At 61.7% G+C, this 17,910-nt stretch carries 14 protein-coding genes; 7 read left to right on the forward strand and 7 right to left on the reverse strand.

Annotation, left to right across the window (positions count from 1 at the left end; genetic code table 11):
- The gene (locus IB266_RS21725; protein ID WP_060741794.1) at positions 1–1,014 is read right to left on the reverse strand and encodes an SIS domain-containing protein; all 1,014 of its coding nucleotides are present in this window, start codon (positions 1,012–1,014) and stop codon (positions 1–3) included.
- A gap of 246 nt (positions 1,015–1,260) precedes the next feature.
- On the opposite strand from IB266_RS21725, the gene IB266_RS21730 reads away from it, so the two are divergent.
- Entirely contained in the window at positions 1,261–2,052 is a 792-nt protein-coding gene (locus tag IB266_RS21730; protein ID WP_060741795.1) for a GntR family transcriptional regulator, read from the forward strand.
- Positions 2,053–2,234: 182 nt separating this feature from the next.
- On the forward strand, positions 2,235–3,146 hold the full coding sequence (locus IB266_RS21735) for a helix-turn-helix domain-containing GNAT family N-acetyltransferase (protein ID WP_192262475.1): 912 nt from the start codon (positions 2,235–2,237) through the stop codon (positions 3,144–3,146).
- A gap of 6 nt (positions 3,147–3,152) precedes the next feature.
- On the opposite strand, the gene IB266_RS21740 is transcribed toward IB266_RS21735, so the two are convergent.
- A complete protein-coding gene (locus IB266_RS21740; RefSeq protein WP_192262379.1) occupies positions 3,153–3,896 on the reverse strand; it encodes a GntR family transcriptional regulator in 744 nt (247 codons plus the stop codon).
- 134 nt (positions 3,897–4,030) lie between these two features.
- On the opposite strand from IB266_RS21740, the gene IB266_RS21745 reads away from it, so the two are divergent.
- The 5 genes from IB266_RS21745 to IB266_RS21765 all read left to right on the forward strand — a co-directional run bounded on the left by IB266_RS21745 (position 4,031) and on the right by IB266_RS21765 (position 10,078).
- Positions 4,031–4,870, forward strand: a complete 840-nt coding sequence (locus IB266_RS21745; RefSeq protein WP_192262380.1) for an ABC transporter ATP-binding protein — start codon at positions 4,031–4,033, stop codon at positions 4,868–4,870.
- Entirely contained in the window at positions 4,867–5,868 is a 1,002-nt protein-coding gene (locus IB266_RS21750) for an ABC transporter substrate-binding protein (protein WP_060741799.1), read from the forward strand. Before IB266_RS21745 ends, IB266_RS21750 begins: the two co-directional genes overlap by 4 nt.
- 7 nt (positions 5,869–5,875) lie before the next feature.
- Positions 5,876–6,625, forward strand: coding sequence for an ABC transporter permease (locus tag IB266_RS21755; RefSeq protein ID WP_060741800.1), 750 nt, complete (start codon positions 5,876–5,878; stop codon positions 6,623–6,625).
- 52 nt (positions 6,626–6,677) lie between these two features.
- Positions 6,678–9,047, forward strand: coding sequence for a hypothetical protein (locus IB266_RS21760; protein ID WP_192262381.1), 2,370 nt, complete (start codon positions 6,678–6,680; stop codon positions 9,045–9,047).
- 266 nt (positions 9,048–9,313) lie between these two features.
- Positions 9,314–10,078 (forward strand): SDR family NAD(P)-dependent oxidoreductase, encoded by a 765-nt coding sequence (locus IB266_RS21765; RefSeq protein WP_192262382.1) that lies wholly within the window; start codon positions 9,314–9,316, stop codon positions 10,076–10,078.
- 60 nt (positions 10,079–10,138) lie between these two features.
- Here the strand turns inward: IB266_RS21765 and IB266_RS21770 are convergent, their stop codons facing one another.
- From IB266_RS21770 to IB266_RS21790, 5 genes are all read right to left on the reverse strand, one after another.
- Positions 10,139–11,194 (reverse strand): hypothetical protein, encoded by a 1,056-nt coding sequence (locus tag IB266_RS21770; RefSeq protein ID WP_192262383.1) that lies wholly within the window; start codon positions 11,192–11,194, stop codon positions 10,139–10,141.
- 32 nt (positions 11,195–11,226) lie between these two features.
- Positions 11,227–13,044: a hypothetical protein gene (locus tag IB266_RS21775; RefSeq protein WP_192262384.1), complete on the reverse strand. Its 1,818-nt coding sequence runs from the start codon at positions 13,042–13,044 to the stop codon at positions 11,227–11,229.
- 3 nt (positions 13,045–13,047) lie between these two features.
- Positions 13,048–14,352 carry a hypothetical protein gene (locus IB266_RS21780; protein ID WP_192262385.1) on the reverse strand — a complete coding sequence of 435 codons (1,305 nt, stop codon included), beginning with the start codon at positions 14,350–14,352 and terminating at the stop codon, positions 13,048–13,050.
- An 18-nt stretch (positions 14,353–14,370) separates the two neighbouring features.
- Positions 14,371–15,291: a hypothetical protein gene (locus tag IB266_RS21785; protein WP_192262386.1), complete on the reverse strand. Its 921-nt coding sequence runs from the start codon at positions 15,289–15,291 to the stop codon at positions 14,371–14,373.
- Between the two features lie 234 nt (positions 15,292–15,525).
- Positions 15,526–17,910, reverse strand: coding sequence for a hypothetical protein (locus tag IB266_RS21790; protein WP_192262387.1), 2,385 nt, complete (start codon positions 17,908–17,910; stop codon positions 15,526–15,528).

Here is a 17,910-nt window from a genome sequence, read left to right on the forward strand (position 1 = left end):
TCAGTACTCCGTTTTCCACATGTAGCGGCGGGTCGTCAGTGGCTGTTGGTGCCAGACCGCCAGGTGGGCGGCGATGCGTTCCACGGCGATGCCGACAATGTAGGGCGCGACAATGGCGCGGATCTCGGGGTCGATGCCCTCCATCGGGAAGTCCTTGGCGTCATAGACCATGACCCGTTCCGTGTAGCGCTGGCAGAACCGCACGACGCGCTCCATCTGTGCACGACTGGGGTCTTCGCCTACCAGCAGGAGCAGGGGCGTGGTGGCATCGATGGCTTCGAACGGGCCGTGGAAAAACTCCGCGGCTTCCACCGGCAGGCAATGCAACCACTGGCTTTCCATGACCACGCAGACGCCGAACACATAGGCTGTGGTGAACATCGGCCCCGAAGCAAGGAAATACATGACGCGGTCATCTTTGTAGAGGCGTGCCTCTTCGGTTGCCCGTTGGTCATTATTGATCGCGGCATCGGCCAGGGCCCTTGGCAATGCCTTGAGCGAGCGGGTGAGCTTGTCCAGCAGCGGCCAGCCTTCGCGCTTGGCCAGGATCCCGCCGATCAGGGCCTGGAGCGTCATGAAACAACCGAAGTAGGCTTCGTCGGTACGTCCTAGCAGGAAGCAATGTTGGACGGCCTGGGCCAGTGGCAACTCGGCGGTCTGGGTCACGCCTACGGTGAGGCAAGGCTTGTCTTGCAGAAAGCGTGCGGCGGCGATGGTTTCCTGGGTCGTGCCGGACTTGGAGGCCAGGACCACCAGGGTGCGTTCATCCAGGCGCGGTGGATCGATGTCCATGAAGTCGGCCGGGAAATAACGGCGCACTTCCAGCGTGTGGCTGTAGCGTTCAAGCCAGTATTGCAGGCCGAGCATGATGCGGTTGGGAGCGCCGCAGCTGACGAAATAGATGCGGTCGATCCGCGAGGCCAACTCCTGGCCGAACTGCTGGGCGTCGTCGACGATGTGCACGGATTGCTGCAAGGAACTGATGAATGCTTCCCGGTTGAACTGGATCGCCATGTGAACTCCTGGGCCTTGTTAAAGGGTTCATGCTGCTGTCATGAACACGATTTAGACCAAAAGCTATACCATGAAAAATACCATTACAAGGAATTTTCCCCATGGTCTAATAGGCTTCCTACGTGATTTCTACGGTGTTCTGCGAGGCGGTTTTGCCGCTTATGATCAAACTGGCGGGTTTGCGACATTATTTTGGGGTTCCACAGTCGCAATGCAGTGCCGAAAAAATAATCCAGGATGTAGACCATGAAAGTAACGCCTCCAAAGTCTTCCGACGTTGCGCTGTTGGCGCCCGAACGCAAGCAGGTGGCCTGGCAGGCTGTGCAGGCCTTGCTGGAAATGCTGGAACGCCCGGAATTCGGGCCCACTGAACGGATCCCGGCGGAACGGGATCTTGCCGAGCACCTGGGGATCAGCCGGATGACCCTGCGCAAGGCCCTGCAGACGCTGATCGATCGCGGGGTCCTGGAGCGTCGGGGCAATCGTGGCACCTTCGTCACGGCGCCAGGTGTCGAGCGGCCGCTCAATACCGTCGCGCGCAAAGGTATCGCCGAAGTGGTCGAGCAGGCTGGCGCCCGGCCGGGCAGTAAATTGCTCTACTTCGAACAAACCCAAGCCAGTGCTCGTGTGGCGAAACTGCTGAAAATCCAGGAAGGCGACCCCTTGCTGACCATCAGGCGCCTGCGCACCGTGGATCAAAAGCCATTCTGCATCGAGACCAGTTACATCCCGGCCGCCCGGGCACCGGAGCTGGTGGCGGGAGACCTGATCGAGGGGGCTTCGTTGTATGCATTGTTGTTATCGCGCTACCAGATTGAAATAGAAAGCGACGAGGGCACGCTGAGCATCGCCACGATGAACGACCAGGAGGCGCGCTTGCTCGACGTCGAGCCCGGGACGGCGGCGCTGGTCTACCGGGGCGTGATCTTCGACCGCCAAGGGCAGCCCGTGGAGTACCTGGTCTCGATCAACCACCCTCAGCGCGTGGTGTTCAAGCTGGCGGACAGTCGGGTCAATAGCCTTCATGGCGATCATTAGGTGCATGTTCCATTCGCTGCGCGGCGTGGCCGTTGCTCCTGGGATATGGACTGGAAAGCTTGACTGAACGCACGGATGGGTATTTAGTTGTGTGGTACAACTAAATACCCATCGCGTCCGAGGTCCCCGTGAATCATTGCCCACCAGATCTGATTGAGAACATCCGTTCGGCGTCGCGTCTCATGGTGCGGGAGCTGGGGTTCATGCACACCACATTGGCTGCGACGGATTATCCGCCGTCGTCGGTGCACACCATCGTGGAACTCGGCAATCGCCAATCCCTGACTGCGGGCGAGCTTGTCGAGCTGCTCGGCCTGGAAAAATCCAGCGTAAGCCGGATGGTTCGCAAGCTCATCGAGGCCGGCGAGATCGAAGAAGTTGCCCATGAACAGGATGCGCGGGCCAAGAGATTGCGACTCACCGCCCAGGGGCAAAACACCCTCCGAACCATCGATGCTTTCGCCACGCAACAGGTTGTTGCGGCCATGTCTCACTTATCCAGTGGGCAGTGTCAGACCGTGAGTGAGGGGATTGCCAGCTATGCCATCGCGCTACACGCCCATCGGCTCGGTACAGCGCCGCCCGCGCCGGCGCAGTTGGAGATCGCGCGTGGCTACCGTCCCGGCGTCATTGGCCGCATTGTGCAAATGCATGCGGACTATTACGCCAGGCATTCGAACTTCGGCCAGTTGTTCGAAAGCCTGGTTGCATCGGACATGGCCGAGCTGATGGGGCGTCTGCACAATCCGCGCAATGAGGTCTGGGTCGCCCTGGATGGCGAACGAATAGTCGGTTCGATTGCCATCGACGGCGAAGGCGAGGGCGGCAGTGCGGTGCTGCGCTGCTTCATCCTGGATGATTCGGCGCGCGGCAAGGGGGCTGGCAGGCGCCTGTTGGCCGAAGCGATGAAGTTCTGCGACGAGTGGGGCTTTAGCTCAACGATCCTCTGGACGTTCCAGGGGCTCGACGCTGCTCGCAAGCTGTATGAAGCGTTCGGTTTCAGGTTGGAGCAGGAGCAAGAGGGGCAGCAATGGGGGCGACCGGTTACAGAACAGTGTTTTGTCAGGCCGGGCCCAACCGTCGCGCCAATTTGAATCCTATCAATTGGCGGTATTGGATTTGAACACCCCACTGAGCACGAAGGCGTAGCGTTCCGGGCGGATGAAAAACGTCGTGCGGTCGCAGCAACGGCCATCGGCGAAATAGGACGTGCGCTCCATGACCAGCAGCGCGGCACCGCGTTTGACGTGCAGTGCGCTGGCCAGGCTTTTGTCGGCTTCCTGTGCACGGATGGCCAGGTCGGCGCGGCTGACCGCCAGGCCGGTGATCGATTCGAGAATGGAATAGATCGGCTGATGTTCGACCTCAGCCCAGGCCACGCTGGCCAACTCTGCCGGCAGGTGGCTGCGTCCCAACGCGATGGGTTCGTCATCGACGAAGTGCAGGCGCTCCAGAAGCAGGCAGTCGTGCGCTTGCTCAAACAGACCCCGCAGGGTTTCCGGAACGGGCTGCAGGGCATGGCTGAGCACCTGCATGCTCGGTTGCAGCCCTTGCAACAACAACGCCTCATGAAAGCTGCGCAACGCATCCAGGCCGTGGCGTACCTGCTTGGCCGCGACAAATGTGCCTTTGCCTTGCTTGCGCTCCACCACGCCGTCGTCACTGAGTTTGCCCACTGCCAGGCGAACCGTGACGCGGCTCACCCCGAACCGTTCGCCCAACTGCGCCTCGGACGGTAGCTTGCCGCTGGGTTCGTAGTCGCCGCGCTGGATTTCTTCCAGCAGTTGATGGGCGATCTGTTCGTAGAGCGAGGTGGTGCTGTCGCGAAGAATGGAGGTGGACACTGTCAGCTTCCATGGCCTTGAGTGGGGCAGGGTGCCTTCACTTCTAAGGTTATAAAAATAGGTTATTGGGACTACTTGTATTAATACGTATTATGTCAGGCATTCCCATTGTAAACGACCTGACGACACTTGCCATGCCCAAAACCCTCCCTTGCCCGCAGCCGCAAGCCGACGCCCTGACGGTCGATGACATCAGCTTCAGCTACCCCAATGGGCACCGCGTGTTTTCTTCTTTCAGCCTGAACGCCAAACCCGGCGAGTTCGTCGCGATCCTCGGGCCATCCGGCTGCGGGAAAACCACCTTGCTGAACTTGTTGTCAGGGTTTGTGCAACCGCAAAGCGGCCAGATCACCATCAACCAGACCGCGGTACGCCCGGAGCGCTCGGAGCTGGGTTATGTATTCCAGGCGCCGCAATTGTTCCCCTGGTTGAGTGCCCTGGAAAACGTTCGTTTCGGTCTGCGGATGAGCGCCCGCACCGACGAAGCGCAGCAGCGCGCACAGGCGTTGCAGTACCTGCGCCTGGTCGGTCTGGAGAGTGCGGCGCAGCGGTTGCCGCACCAGCTTTCCGGCGGCATGCAGCAGCGTGTCTCCCTGGCGAGAACCCTGGCACTGGAACCCAGCGTGTTGCTGATGGACGAGCCGTTCGCCGCGCTCGATGCCATCAGTCGCAACAGCATGAACGAAGAGACGTTGCGCATCTGGGCCGAACTGGGCCAGACGGTGTTGTTCATTACCCACGACATCGACGAAGCGGTGTTCCTGGCCGATCGGGTCATCGTGCTCAACATCGCGCCGGGCGGTATTCACAGCGAGCTGGAGATCCACCTGCCGCGTCCCCGCAGCAACCTGAAAACCCGTCGCCTGCCGGCGTTCCTCGATTACCGCAATGAGCTGATGACGCGCATTGCCCAGGTGATGGACGCCTGCGACACCACGGTTTACCCCACCCCTCGACTTGAGCTGACAGCATGATCAAACGTTCGCTGCTTGCCCTTACATTGTCTGCCGCCACGTTGGCAGGCAGCGCCTTCGCCGTGGCGGGCGAGGCGAAACCCTTGCGCGTGGGTTATGTCTTCGCCATGGCCAACGCCCCGGCACTGATCGCCGACAAACAAGGTTACTACCGCGAAGAAGGCTTGAACGTCGACCTCAAGGCCTTGGGCGATGGCCCGGTGATCCAGCAGGCACTGGCCGCCGGTGAACTGGACGTGGCCTATGTCGGCACCCCACCGGTGTACCAGTGGTTTTCCCGCGGGCTGCAAAGCCGGATCCTGGCGAAGGTCAATTACGGCCAGGCCGCGGTGATTGTCGACGCCAAGAGTCCGATCACCCAGCTGGAAGCGCTCAAGGGGAAAAAACTCGCCGGGGTCAAGAAGGGCAGTGGCATGGATGTGCTGCTGCGCGGTTATGTCCTGAAGGAAAAGGCCGGGCTCGATCCCGACAAGGACCTGGACATCATCGACATGCCGCCGGGCAACATGAACGCTGCCCTTGAACGTGGCATCGTCGACGCGGCATTTTCCTGGGAGCCCTTCGTCAGCCAGTCGGTGTTGCGCGGTTCGAGCCGGATCCTGCTGGACGTCAACCAGGCGTTGCCCCAGTACCCGTGGTACGTGGTGATCGCCTTGCCGAAAACCTTGCAGGAGCGTCCGGATGACGTGGTGAAGCTGTTACGCGCCCATCGCAAGGCCATCGCCTTCCTCAATGAACATCCCGACGAATCGAACCGGCTCATCGCCGAGGCATTCAAGCTCGAATCGGTGCAAGGCATTGACGGCAAGACCATCGCGCCGGAAACCATCGTTGCCCAGGCCCGAACCCGGCTGGGCTGGTCGGCGGACTTGCAGGCGGCGGACATCCAGTTCATCCAGCGCCTGATGGATTATTCCCACGACCTGGGTTTTATCGACACCACGCTCAAGACCGAACAGATCGTGGATACCTCCTACCTGGAAAAAGCCGCGCACTGAGTCCGTCATGTCCTTGCCAAAACCGAATTGGGGATGGGCGTCGCTGCCATTCCTGTTGTTGATCTGGATCGCCCTGGCGAGCCGCTTTCCCACCTACATCCTGCCTCAGCCTTGGGACGTTGCCCGCGAGGCGCTGCGCTGGCTGGGGGACCGTTCGTTGTGGCAGCACCTGCAGGCCAGCGTGCTGGAAGAACTGGGTGGTTTTTGCGCCGCGGTGATCGTTGCGCTCCTGCTGGGCACGGCCGCTGGCCTGTCCTCGCGCTTTCGCGATTTCATCTCACCGCTCAACAGCCTGTTCATGGCCATCCCGCCGATTGCCTGGGCGCCGCTGATCATGATCATTTTCGGCCTGGGTTATGTCTCCATCGTGCTGGTGATTTTCATTGCCGCGATGTTCCCCATGGCGGTGACCATCCAAGAGGGCGTGCAGAGCATCCGCGGCGGTGAAGTTCGCGCGGCACGGACCTTGGGTGCCAACGCCTGGCAACTGTTGGCCCACGTCTATTTACCGGCCTCGTTGCCGTTCGTGACCGCCGCCTTGCGCATCGGCTTCAGCCAGGGCTGGCGGGCGCTGGTGGCGGCGGAAATGATCGGCGCTTCCCGCGGCATCGGCTGGATGGTCGCCACGGGCGGGCAGATCGGCAACAGCAGCCAGGTGCTGCTGGGCATTGTCGTGATCGGCTTGATTGCCTGGCTCATGGAAAGCTTTGTGTTCCGGCGCATCGAGCGTCACTACCAGCAATGGCGCGTGCAATAAGCATCGCCCCACGTATTCGAACCCTTCAGTGGACCACTGCACGAGGTGTCATGTGAGTAACGTTTTCGATCCCCGCGAAGCCGGGCATTACATCGCCCCACAAGGCCTGTACGAGCGCAACAAGAAACGTCCGTTCCTGGGCAGCGTCCACTGCGACCGTGACACGCTGGTCGCCGGGCAGTGGGATGAAATCACCCTGGTCTACGAGGTCGGTGGCAGTGGCCTGGCCGACGGCGCGTGGCTCAAGCTGGCCTTCAAGTTCTATTCCGACTGGGCCTTGTTCCAGACCTCGAACCCGGCCGGCCCCAACTATGTCAGCGCCGAATACCAGGCCGGTGAGCTGGTCCCTGGCCAGAGCCAGGCCACGGTGCAGCACTTGAAGGTGCGCTTCGACCAGAAGGGCCATGAACGGCCATTCCAGAAAGCGATCATCATCGACATCATCGACGGGTACCTGAACCCGGGCGATAAAGTCATCATTCGCCTGGGTGACCGACGCCAGGGCGGGGCGGGGACGCGGGTGCAGAGTTTCGTCGAGAAGGACTTCCGTTTCCGCCTGTTTATCGACCCGCTGGGCAGCTCGAAATTTGCCGAAGTGCCGGGCGATCCCTTGTTGGACATCGTGCCGGGACCGGCGCAGCGCGTGCAGCTGATCGTGCCTCGACTGGTCAGCGCCGGGGAAGCCTTCGATGTCCTCTTGCGGGTGGACGATGCCTGGGGCAACACCTGCCGAAACTTGCCGCTCGAAGGTGTCCTGACCCTGGTTGATCCGGAGGGCGGCGAGCGCCGACAGCCGTTCACGCTGGCGTCCGAAGGTTGGGCGACGGCCCGGCTCGAGGCGCTTGACCTCGGCGCCGTGGGCGAGTGGCGTTTGTCCGCCAACGTGGCGGCGCCGTTTGTCGACGGGGCCCAGGCCTTCGTCACTGTCGACCCGGCCGGTACGGCGCTGCGCCCGCTCTACGCCGACCTGCATGTGCACTCCGATGACACGGTGGGCACCAACGACACGCTGTACAACCTCAGCTACGGTCGCGATGTCGCCGGGCTCGACGTCCTCGGCTACACCGCCAATGACTTCAATATCACCGAGCAACGCTGGGACCAGGCGGTCAAGCTGATCCACGAGCTCAATGAGCCGGGCCGATTCGTGTGTTATCCCGGGACCGAATGGTGCGGTAACTCTTGTGCGGGCGGCGACCGCAACGTCGTATTCCTGCATGACCGCAAACCCGAGTTCCCCTTCGACAATCAAGGACGACTGGTGCGTTCCTTCGAATGGAACGAGTTCACCGCTGGCACCATCAAGCCAGGCGCCTGGCCGGTGGACGAGTTGTACGCCGCCTATGCCAAGGACCCGGAAGGCCATCTGATGATGCCCCATGTCGGCGGACGCCGTTGCAACCTCGACTGGCATCACCCGGAACTCGAGAGGCTGATCGAGGTGGGTTCGGCCTGGGGCCAGTTCCATTGGGTCTACGCCGAGGCGCTGCAGCGTGGCTATCGGGTTGGCGCCGCCGCGAACAGCGATGAGCACCAGGGCCGCTGCGGTGGCGGCGTTCCGGCCACGGCAGTGTTCGGCTCCCGTGGCGGGTTGACGGGGGTGGTCGCCGAGGCTTTCGACCGCGCCAGCGTCGGCAAGGCCCTACGCGCCCGCCGTACCTTCGCCACGACCGGGGAGCGTTCGTTCGCCAGCCTGCGCCAGGGCAAGCACTTCATGGGGGAAGTCTTCACTGCCGATTCAAATGCCTCCCTGGACTATCGACTGCTGGGAGAGGCAGGGTGGGAGCAGGTCGATCTGTTCGATGGCGACCAGTTGATCTGGTCGCGCAACCTGCACCAGGAACTGGGTTTCTGCGCGCAACGCATTCGCCTGCGCCTGGGTGGCGCGCGGATCAAGGACCGCTATCGCGGTGCGTACTGGACTGGCGAAATCCGTATCACCGGCGCGGTCATCAATGGTTTCCGCGCCTTGGGCCTCGACCATCCCGAGCAGACCGTATGGCGCAAGGACGCCACGGTCCTGGCGTTTCGCACCGACACCAACGGCGATACCGACAGCATCGAAATCGACCTGTCGCAACTGGCCGGCGCCACGCTACAGATCCACAGCCGTATCGACAATTACGTCAAGGTCGGCGACCCGTCCGAACCGCAACCTTACGTGCACGCACCGACGGTGGTGATGGAGCTGTCCGGCGATGAGTTGTTGGCGCAATCGCAAGTGGTCGAGCAGTTGCCGGGCGCGGAGTTGAAGCTGTCCCTGGAACGGATGACCGCTGCACCGTTGCCCCGTGAGTTGCAGGGGCGCATCGAACTGGCCCGCCTGGGGCTTGATCCAGGGCGTGAACACCCCTTGTTCATCTGTGCCCGCCAGCGGGATCAGTCGCGGGTCTGGACCTCCGCGCTGTTCCTGACCTTGTAGGCGCTGTCGAGTGCAACGAGGCTGCGATCTTTCCCCAGACACTTGAATCTCAAGCGAAAGATCAAAAGATCGCAGGCTTCGCCAGCGCCTACACAGCCCGGCGGTGGCCATCTCTGGCCACATTTGCGCAAAACCCCGACAGTCCCAGCAAGCCTGCGAAAGCCTGGCAGTCGCCATTGCGAGAAAGTGAAGTCGTCGATAACGACAGCGCCACGGGCGCCGGGCAGGCGAATGTCTCGTCTGCCCGCTCACGCAGGAGAGCGATCATGACTGATATCCAACACAACATTCCCCACGAAGTCCAAGGCAAGGTTGCACTGGTCACTGGCGCCGCCAGTGGCATCGGCAAGGCCATCGCATTGCTGTTGCATGCCCGCGGCGCCAAGGTAATCGCTGAAGACATCAACCCCGCCGTCCATGAGCTGGCCCGTCCCGGGCTGGTGCCGCTGGAGGCCGATATCACCGCGGATGGCGCCGCCGAGCGCGCCGTCGGCCTGGCCGTCGAGCAGTTCGGCCGGCTGGACATCCTGGTCAACAATGCCGGGATCATCATCAATAAACTCGTCATCGACATGACGCGCCAGGACTGGGAGCGCATCCAGGCGGTCAACGCCACGGCCGCTTTCCTGCATTCACGCGAAGCGGTCAAGGCGATGATGCCGAACAAGGCGGGGGCCATCGTCAACATTGCGTCCTACGCGTCCTATTTTGCCTTCCCGACCATTGCCGCCTACACCGCGTCCAAAGGTGCCCTGGCGCAACTGACGCGCACCCTGGCACTGGAAGTCATCAAGCATGGCATTCGCGTCAATGCCATCGGTGTTGGCGATGTGGTGACCAACATCCTCAATGACGTGGTCGAGGACGGTCCGGCGTTCCTCGCCCAGCACGGTGAAGCCGCGCCCATCGGCCGGGCCGCGCAGCCGGAAGAAATTGCCGAGGTGGTTGCGTTCCTGGCCTCGGATCGCGCGAGCTTTGTGGTCGGCGCGGTGGTCATGGCCGACGGTGGCATGACCGTTACCGCAGGCTGAATCGAGTGCTGGATGACACCTGGGTCACCGGCCGGGCTGTGCACCCGGCCGGTGTTTTTGTCAGAGTTGCACCCGACGAAGCCTGCCGCGTAACGGCACCACGTTTTCCTCTGGCGTGGGCAGTGGCCTTCCGACCAGGCCCATGCCTTCGCTGACCAGTACCGCGTCGGGTAACAGGCACAGGTTGGACGGGGTATCCAAGCCTCGGGCGAGCACGGTGACCTGGGCTGTTTGCAAGTCGCAGCTCAGCAGTCGCCCACTGAACCGGGTAAAGCCGCCATGCAGGGGTTCGCCGTTCCAGTCGGAGAGCAAGGGTTGTTGCAAGCGCTCGCAGAGTTCCAGTACCAGCAGGTGGCCGTTGGGGCGCAGCGCCAGCCCGGTGGGCAGTTGCAGGCCGCGAATCAGGATGTCGATCTCGGCGCTGGCGGGCCAGACCCGGATCACCTGGCCGGCCTTTTCGGCAAAGTCGATGCCCTTGCGGCTCGGGTCGCCGTGCAGTTCCCCCGAGAACAGACTGATCAGCACAGCGTCTGTCGCCGGTTCGTACACCAGGGTCACGGGAACGGCTTCCTGGCCTTGATCCAGTTCGGGCAGTTGAGCCAGCACGCGCTCCTCTTGGCCCGTGACGAACTCCACCAACTGATTGGTATCGGGCTTGACGGCCAGCCAACTGCGGCGGGTCGGGTGGTAGCACAGCGCGTTCAGGTTGCCGCGGCTATGGAAGACCGGCTCGGGCGGCGTGAATTGCAGGTCCAGCAGTTTGGAACCCGCGACGTAATCGGTCTGGCTGACCAGGCAGCGCCCATCACCGCAGGCGATGTCCGACAGCCCCATGATTTCATCGCGCAGCATGCGTGCCTGCATGTTCATGGCGCGAAACCCTTGCGCCAGTGTTTCGCGGGGCAGGTAGGCGCCGGGCCGCTGCGGATCCGGGCGCAGTCGACTGATACGGCCGCTGAAAGGTTGGTCGGGCAAGCCGGAACCTGCTTCGGTGAGCAGCAGGCTGCCGTCGGCTTGCAGGCAGAGACCACGAGGGTTCAGCAGGTCCTCGGCGATAAGGGTGCTGGGGCGCAGGCTTTCCTCCGGGTGTGCGGGGATCTTAAGGGGAACTGACATAGGCTCTCTCCGTGAACAAAAGGGGGACGCGGTCATTGCGGCGGTTGCCACGGTTCACCGGTGAGGTAGGCCCGCAGCAGTGCCCGCTGGCAGGGCGACATCGAGCGCACCACCGGCATGAACAGCGTGGTGCCTTTGTACGCATCCGAGGTGCGGGCCAGGATGGGGTTCTTGGCACCCATGATGGCGTCGGGCTGATTCAGCGGGATGTAGCGCGACATGGCAGGGAAGGCCAGGTAGTGAAAGCGCAGGACGTTGGGGTACATCAGCGGCCAGGTGACGGTCGTGCCCTGGGGAATGCCGAAGTCGGTCTGGGCGTATTTGCGAAAGTTGGTGAAGTAAGCGCTGCTGTCGAGGCCGTTGGCCGTGCAGGTCAGGGCGACGAAACCGGCCTGGGCGGCGCTGCCCGGTTTGACGGTGACGGGGAAGCTGACTGAAAGCTGGCCGGCGCTGACCGTCAGCGAGTCAGGGTAGTCGAGGAAGTCCCAGTACTGTGGTTCTTTGTACGTGGGGGGATCGGCTGCCGGGATTGCCTTCAGGCCGATTTCGGTGGTGCTGGGCACCGCGCCGCCCAGGTACCGGACCTGCAGGGTGATCGACAGGCCGTTGGGGTAGTCCTCCAGGTAGACGTTGCGCTGGTCGGCATAGATCCGATAGGTCGACTCGGTGGCTTGCAACGTGGTACCGGCGACCTTGCCCGGTGCGTTGATCGCCAAGGCAGAGGTCCGTACTGCCTCTAGCTGATCGAAGGTCAGGGGCAGGTCGACGATGCCGCCGTACACGTAGTAGTCCAATAAAAAGCGGCTGGTCGGCTCCAGGGTCGTCAGGGTGGTGGCGCCGGCGCTGATGGTCACGGTCCCGTAATTGGCGTTGGGGCCGATCGGGCTGGTGATGTCGTCCCTGACAGCCCGGAAGGTCTCCTTCGGAATGACGTTCACCATGTCGATGCTCAGGTAACCGGTATTGTCCAGGTCGGCATAGCCAGCATTGCCCGTGCTCTGGTTGACCAGTTGCCGGCCCGGCTGGCAGTTCAGCGGCTCGTTGGCGAAGGCCGGGGCCAGCGTGCCGATGACCCGGCCGATGCTCGGGTTGGGGGTGTACTTGCCGGCGGCGTAGTCGGCGTCCAGTTGTTCGGTGGTCATCGTGGGGCACATTTCGAACATGACGAAACGCAGGACAATGCCCGTGGCATTCGGTGCCTGGATGATCGCGCGCAGGCCGCTGCTGTTCTGGTTCCAGCTGACGATGCTGCTCAAGGGGAACGTCAGTTGAAAGGTGCCACTGGCGTGGAAAGAGCCCGGCGCATCCATTTTCGCCGGCAACAGCACACGTCCCGCGACGTCGAAACTGCTGCACACGGTGTCGCTGCGAATCAGCAACTGGATGTTGTCGTTGCCGCCGATTTGCAGACCGCCGACGAAGATCTGGGTGGTCGTCGAGGCAGTGGGGTCCAGGTCCACCATCATCGGGCCGGACACCGGTCCCTGGCCGGTCACCGGGTCCACCGAGCCGAGCAGGTAGACGGCCTGGCCCACCAGGTCGCCGGTGGTGTTGATGCTGCCGGGGATGCCCTGGGAGCTGATCAAGGCGTTCTGCATGTCGACGACATGCTGCCCGTAATGATTCCAGCCACCGGCGGTGTAGTAGTTGCCGGTGGGGGCATTGATCATGTTGTTCAACTGGTCGTCGGTGTAGGACTGGGCCCCGGGTGCCAGGGTCGAGGTGGTCAGGTCGAAGAGCGGCCAGTCATCGTTGCCATCGTAGGGAATGGTCGGGGAGTTGTTCGGCAGGCTGACGTCCGTGCGGATGCCGCCCCAGAAATTCAGCCGTGGTCCGTTCAGGATGCTCATGAGTTATTCCTCGTCCTTGATGGTTTTGCCGACAGGCGAATTGGCGAATTTGAACAGGTAGGAGTAATCGGATTTGTAGGGGCTCTTGACCGGGGTCGCCATGGAGTGGCAGTTCATGCAACTGCTGTTGGGCTGGATGTAGCTTTCCATGGTCACGTTGGCCGAAAGGGCGGGTGTCGGCTGGCCCAGTGGGTTGCTGGGGTTGTCCGGCATCAGCGGACGCTGGGTGGTGATGAGTTGGTAGTACTTCAACACGCTGCGTTGCAGGTCCGGGTCGCTGCGGTAGCGGGCGTTGACCTCGTTGGTGATCTCGGCGATCGGGGTGAACCGGTTCAACGGGTTCGGGGTCTGGAAGGTGGTGCCGGGTTTGGGCACGCAGACCAGGTGTGCGCCCTGGGTCTGCCAGTCGCAGGGTGACTGGTTGAGGCTGGCTGCCGGCGCGTTGGGGTTGAAGTAGGAATAGGCCGTGCCGGCTACCGGCTGGTCGACCCATACCCCGTTCACCAGCGCTTTGGGCGCAACGTTGTCGATCTGTTCGAAGGTCGACCAGATCCACTGCGGATAACCGTTCACCTTGGTGATGATGTGCAACCCCACCAGGCCCAGGTAGGCCTCGGTGACGCCGGTGCGCTGGCCTTGGTCGTCGAACGTGGCGACGCGGGCGAGCATGGTCAGGTAGCGGCTGGCGTTGTCATGCGTGGTAAGGATGCGCCAGCTCGATTTGACCTCGATGACCCCGTAGGGAAAGGTGATGTTGTTGGCTTTGGACACCACATCGGCGTTATAGAACTGGTTGGCGACGATGTAGTTGTAGGAGGTCTCGTTGGCCGAGATGTCGTAGTAGGTCGGGTTGCCGGCCTGGTCGACCAGCCAGCCGCCGACGGCCTGGTCGACGGCATTCACCAAGGAGCTGTTCTTCAGCGCGGCGATGTTGATGATGCCCAGGCTCTTGGCCAGTTGCGGGGTGTTCCAGGGGCCTGGATCGGCCCCCCGTGGCAGGAAGATTTCTTCCACGGTCTTGTAGGTCTGCCAGACGGTGTAGCCAGGATCCCCCGGTTGCTTGCTGCAGTCGGGATCACCGCGCTGCCCTGCCTGGGCGGGCCAGTTCACGGCGATGAACAGCTGCCAGCTGTATTGATCGAACAGGTCCTGGCTGGCGGTGGCCGCTGGCGCCGTGCTGGGGGGCTGGCAATTCAGGCTGGAGGCCTGTGTCCGTGGCATGGCTTGTTCCTGGGATTGCTCCAGGGCCAGGGCCGGAAGATTGGCCAGACCCACTAGTACCAGGATGAAACGCAGTGAAATGTTCATGGCGATCTCCGTCATTGCTCAGGGTTTGCGCTGCATGAGCTTGTTCCACTGCGCCTTTTGCCCGTTGCTCTGGGAAGCCGGTGGCTCGAACAACTGGCAGGGCGGTGGATTCGCCGGGCACATCGCGTCCACCTGCGCCCAGGTCTGGGCCGGGTCCGGTCTGGCGATGCGGAAGTTGGTGTAGTTCTGGCTGACGATAGGGGCGTTGGCGACGCTGGTGTCACCGGAGAAAAAGAACGATTGGGGCTGCCGGTAGGGCAGTTGTCCCGACATCTTTTTGTAGAAGGCATAGCCGAACAGGATCGGCCCCTGCGGCGATTGAAGGTCCAGCGCGTAGGCCTGCACGCTGGCGTCGAGGTTTTGGCTGCGCTCGGCGCTGTAGGGCAGGTGCTGGATGAAGTCTTGGCGCGGCGGATGATTCATCGGCGAGAACATGCAGCAGGCGGGCATGTCCTTGGGGCGATCCTGCGGGTAGGTCAGGAAGTACGCCTTGTTGCCCAGGGACACGAAGGAGCAGGTGTAATTGTTGTTCTTGATCGGGAAGATCGGCAGGCAGTACTTCTCATAGTGCTCCATCATCGCACCGAAGCCGTCGCCATCGGCCGGGATATAGGCCGTGTCGTAGTAGCTGGTGCCTCGGGAGACGGTGTAGTCCGCCGGGGTCAGGGTGGAGGGCGGATTGCTGTAGGGCGGCGGGTTTTTTTCGTAGTTGTGCATCACCCGGTACATGGTCCAATCGCTGATCCAGAACGCCGGGAAAAACGGATCGGAAGGGTCGCCCGGTGCGCGTTTGGCGATGCAGTTGCCGTTCTGTTCGTTGCACCCCTCGGTGTTGTGCACACCCATGGTGAAGTAGACGGCGCCGCTGTCCTGGGCAAACAGCGGTGGGCTGAACAGCAGGATCAACAGCAACAGCCGGTTCAAGATACTGGTTTTCATAGGTCATTCCTTTGAAAAGTACCGGGTGACACTGTGTGCGAGCCTGTGGAAGCAAAGCTTGTGTGGGAGTTGAGCTTGCTCGCGATGAACGATAACGCGGTCATTCGAAAGACCGAGGTGCCTTCATCGCGAGCAAGCTCGGCTCCCACACAAGCTCGGCTCCCACAAAAGCTCGGCTCCTACACCAGCTCGTTCCCACAGTGGTTTATCTTTCCTGGGTGAACAGCGTTACGGTCAGAGGTTGTCGTAGTCGCTCATCTTGAGTTGTTGTGGCGGATAGTTGCGCTTCACCAGCTTCTTGGCCCACAGCTCCAATACCGCGCGGCGGCTCTGGGACATGTCACGGGTGATGGGCATCGAGAGCGTGCTTTCTTCCTGGTAGGGCTTGCTGATCAGCACAATCAGCTGGTCGATGGCGCCTTCGACGCGTGCCTGGGAGTTGAGCGGCATGTACTTGTTCATGATGGGGTACAGGTAATAGAAGGTCTGCAGGATGCGTGGGTAGAGGAAGCCCTCCCACAGCTGCGTGGCGGCGTTCTGATCCTTGTAGACGGTGTTCCAGTAGTTGATGAAGTCCTGTTGCAGTTGCACGTCCAAGGGCAGGACGCGGAGCGGGGCGAGGAAGTCGATGTAGGCTTGGGGAACGGGGAAACTGAAGGGGATGACCGGATCGCTGTCGCCGTCCTTGACGAAAAAACGCAAGGTCGGGAAGCCCGGGGCCACGGCCCTGAAGCTCACCTGGGCGATGCCGTTGGCGTCGGTGGTCGTGGTGACATAAGAGTAATCCACCGGCGTGGCGTGGACGTCGTCGTGCAGGGTTCCGGTGGCGTAGAGGCCAGCGTCGAATGCCAGGCAAGGGTGCAAGTCGATCGTGACCGGTTTGCCCTCGCCCTGCAGGAATTGCTGATAACCGATCGGGTCTCCAATGTCCTCATCCGTATTGCGCAGCGCGGTCAGTCGGCGGCCGCTGCCTTCGGCCAGATAGTTTTGTACGGGCGGCGCGTTATTGAAGTTCGGTAGATTGGCCTTGTTCAGTTCGGGGTGGTTCGGGTGGTCGAAGAACAGCGTGAAATTGGCCGCGTTGCTGGAGGCCAGATAGTAGTCGCTGGTGGTCACCATGTAGGGGTTGCCATATTCCGCCACCCATAGCGTGGTATTGGCGGCCGGCTGACCATTTTTCTGCACCATGATGGTCAGTGTCTTATGGTCGCCCACGTCGATGAAACTGCCGCTCTCCACCACTTCGGCGGTCCAGGTTTGCTGGGTGGCGGCGATCACGGGTGTCGGGGCGGCCGTAGCTTTGAGTCGCAGCTCCAATGGATGACCTGGTTGTAGTTTCGTCAGGTCCGCGTCGCTGAGCGTGAAGTCCTGCAGGCCGGAGCGTTTGTCGAAGGCTGCCTGGTCATACCGGTCGAAACCGAAGTCCACTACCGGCGTGAATTGATCACCCTCGCGTACACCCAGTTGATAGTCGCCGGCCTGGAATTTTTCGGCGGTCAGGATGGGGGCATTGGGCTCTACCGGATAGAACGGGAACGTGTTGGCCAGATCCAGCGACAGGGTGTTGCCGGTAATCTGCACCGAAGTCACGCCCAGTGTGGCGTTTTGGGGAGTTCCACTGGGTTGAACAACAGATACGGCCTGCGCGGGCACCAGGCGCAGGCCGGCGGGCGCGGTCGGGTATTCGTCGGCGAACCAGAGGCCCAGGGTCGCGGCGGTGCGGCTGTAGGCGGGATTGAAGAAAATACCGGAAACGTTGTCCAGGCCCTTCTGATACATCGCTTGCAGACGAGCCGTATCCGAGGGGGCATTGGAACGGGTGTTGACGTACGGAAAGTCGTTGAAAACACCGTTCCTGTCGTAGCAGGTCAGGTAGGTGGAGAACCTGAACATCAGGCCCTTTGCCCCTTGCAGCTTCATCTGCTGCTGCAGGTTACTCAGCAGCGCCGAATCAGCGATGACCCATTCCAGGTTCTCCTGGGGAAAGCAGGTCTGCCAGGTGGTGGTGACATACACCAGGCCACCGAAGGCGCCCCAATTGAAATTGAGGAAGCGATCCATCATCCGATACTGGCGATTGAGGGTCAGGCCACACGTGGCATCCCCCAGCATCAGCTTGTCGAAATACAACGCGGTGAAGGTGTTCTGCCACGGGCTGACGTCCACGAAGCGCGCGGCAGTCGGAGCGTTGCTGCCAAAGGGATTGCCGAGCAATTGGTAGTCCCTGCCAACCAGCGCATCCTCGGTGATGTAGGTGTCGGCCTGCAGCTCGCCGCCAATGATCGTTGAGCGAGTCCCTTTGTAGCTCACCGTGCCGCAGGCATTGTCACCAAACAGATCCCATTCGGCGGGCATGTATGGGTAGGTTTTCGGGTTGGCATTGGTCGGTACCTGCAGCATATAGAGCGGCAGCTCATTCTTTGCCAGGGGCTTGATGGCCCAGGGCATCAGCTGGGTGGGGGCGTTCGTGGCGTTGATGCCGAAGTGGCTCATGAACGGCCAGTTGATGTCCGCGTTGACCGCGTCATACAGCGGATATACATCGTTATTGTTGGCCGTCGGTGGGTTCCAGAACATATGGCCGTTGAGGTAGATACGGGGGAAATTCAATACGCTCAT

Source organism: Pseudomonas sp. Pdm06 (assembly GCF_014851795.1).
Lineage (GTDB): Bacteria > Pseudomonadota > Gammaproteobacteria > Pseudomonadales > Pseudomonadaceae > Aquipseudomonas > Aquipseudomonas fluorescens_AA.

What these genes read in the sequence shown, in the direction of transcription:
- IB266_RS21755 (WP_060741800.1), top strand. Translation starts at nt 5,876, where the DNA reads ATGTCCTTGCCAAAACCGAATTGGGGATGGGCGTCGCTGCCATTCCTG.
- IB266_RS21770 (WP_192262383.1), bottom strand. Translation starts at nt 11,194, where the DNA reads ATGTCAGTTCCCCTTAAGATCCCCGCACACCCGGAGGAAAGCCTGCGC.
- IB266_RS21785 (WP_192262386.1), bottom strand. Translation starts at nt 15,291, where the DNA reads ATGAAAACCAGTATCTTGAACCGGCTGTTGCTGTTGATCCTGCTGTTC.
- IB266_RS21790 (WP_192262387.1), bottom strand. Translation starts at nt 17,910, where the DNA reads ATGAGCGTATTGAATTTCCCCCGTATCTACCTCAACGGCCATATGTTC.
- IB266_RS21725 (WP_060741794.1), bottom strand. Translation starts at nt 1,014, where the DNA reads ATGGCGATCCAGTTCAACCGGGAAGCATTCATCAGTTCCTTGCAGCAA.
- IB266_RS21745 (WP_192262380.1), top strand. Translation starts at nt 4,031, where the DNA reads ATGCCCAAAACCCTCCCTTGCCCGCAGCCGCAAGCCGACGCCCTGACG.
- IB266_RS21730 (WP_060741795.1), top strand. Translation starts at nt 1,261, where the DNA reads ATGAAAGTAACGCCTCCAAAGTCTTCCGACGTTGCGCTGTTGGCGCCC.
- IB266_RS21750 (WP_060741799.1), top strand. Translation starts at nt 4,867, where the DNA reads ATGATCAAACGTTCGCTGCTTGCCCTTACATTGTCTGCCGCCACGTTG.
- IB266_RS21780 (WP_192262385.1), bottom strand. Translation starts at nt 14,352, where the DNA reads ATGAACATTTCACTGCGTTTCATCCTGGTACTAGTGGGTCTGGCCAAT.
- IB266_RS21765 (WP_192262382.1), top strand. Translation starts at nt 9,314, where the DNA reads ATGACTGATATCCAACACAACATTCCCCACGAAGTCCAAGGCAAGGTT.
- IB266_RS21735 (WP_192262475.1), top strand. Translation starts at nt 2,235, where the DNA reads ATGGTGCGGGAGCTGGGGTTCATGCACACCACATTGGCTGCGACGGAT.
- IB266_RS21775 (WP_192262384.1), bottom strand. Translation starts at nt 13,044, where the DNA reads ATGAGCATCCTGAACGGACCACGGCTGAATTTCTGGGGCGGCATCCGC.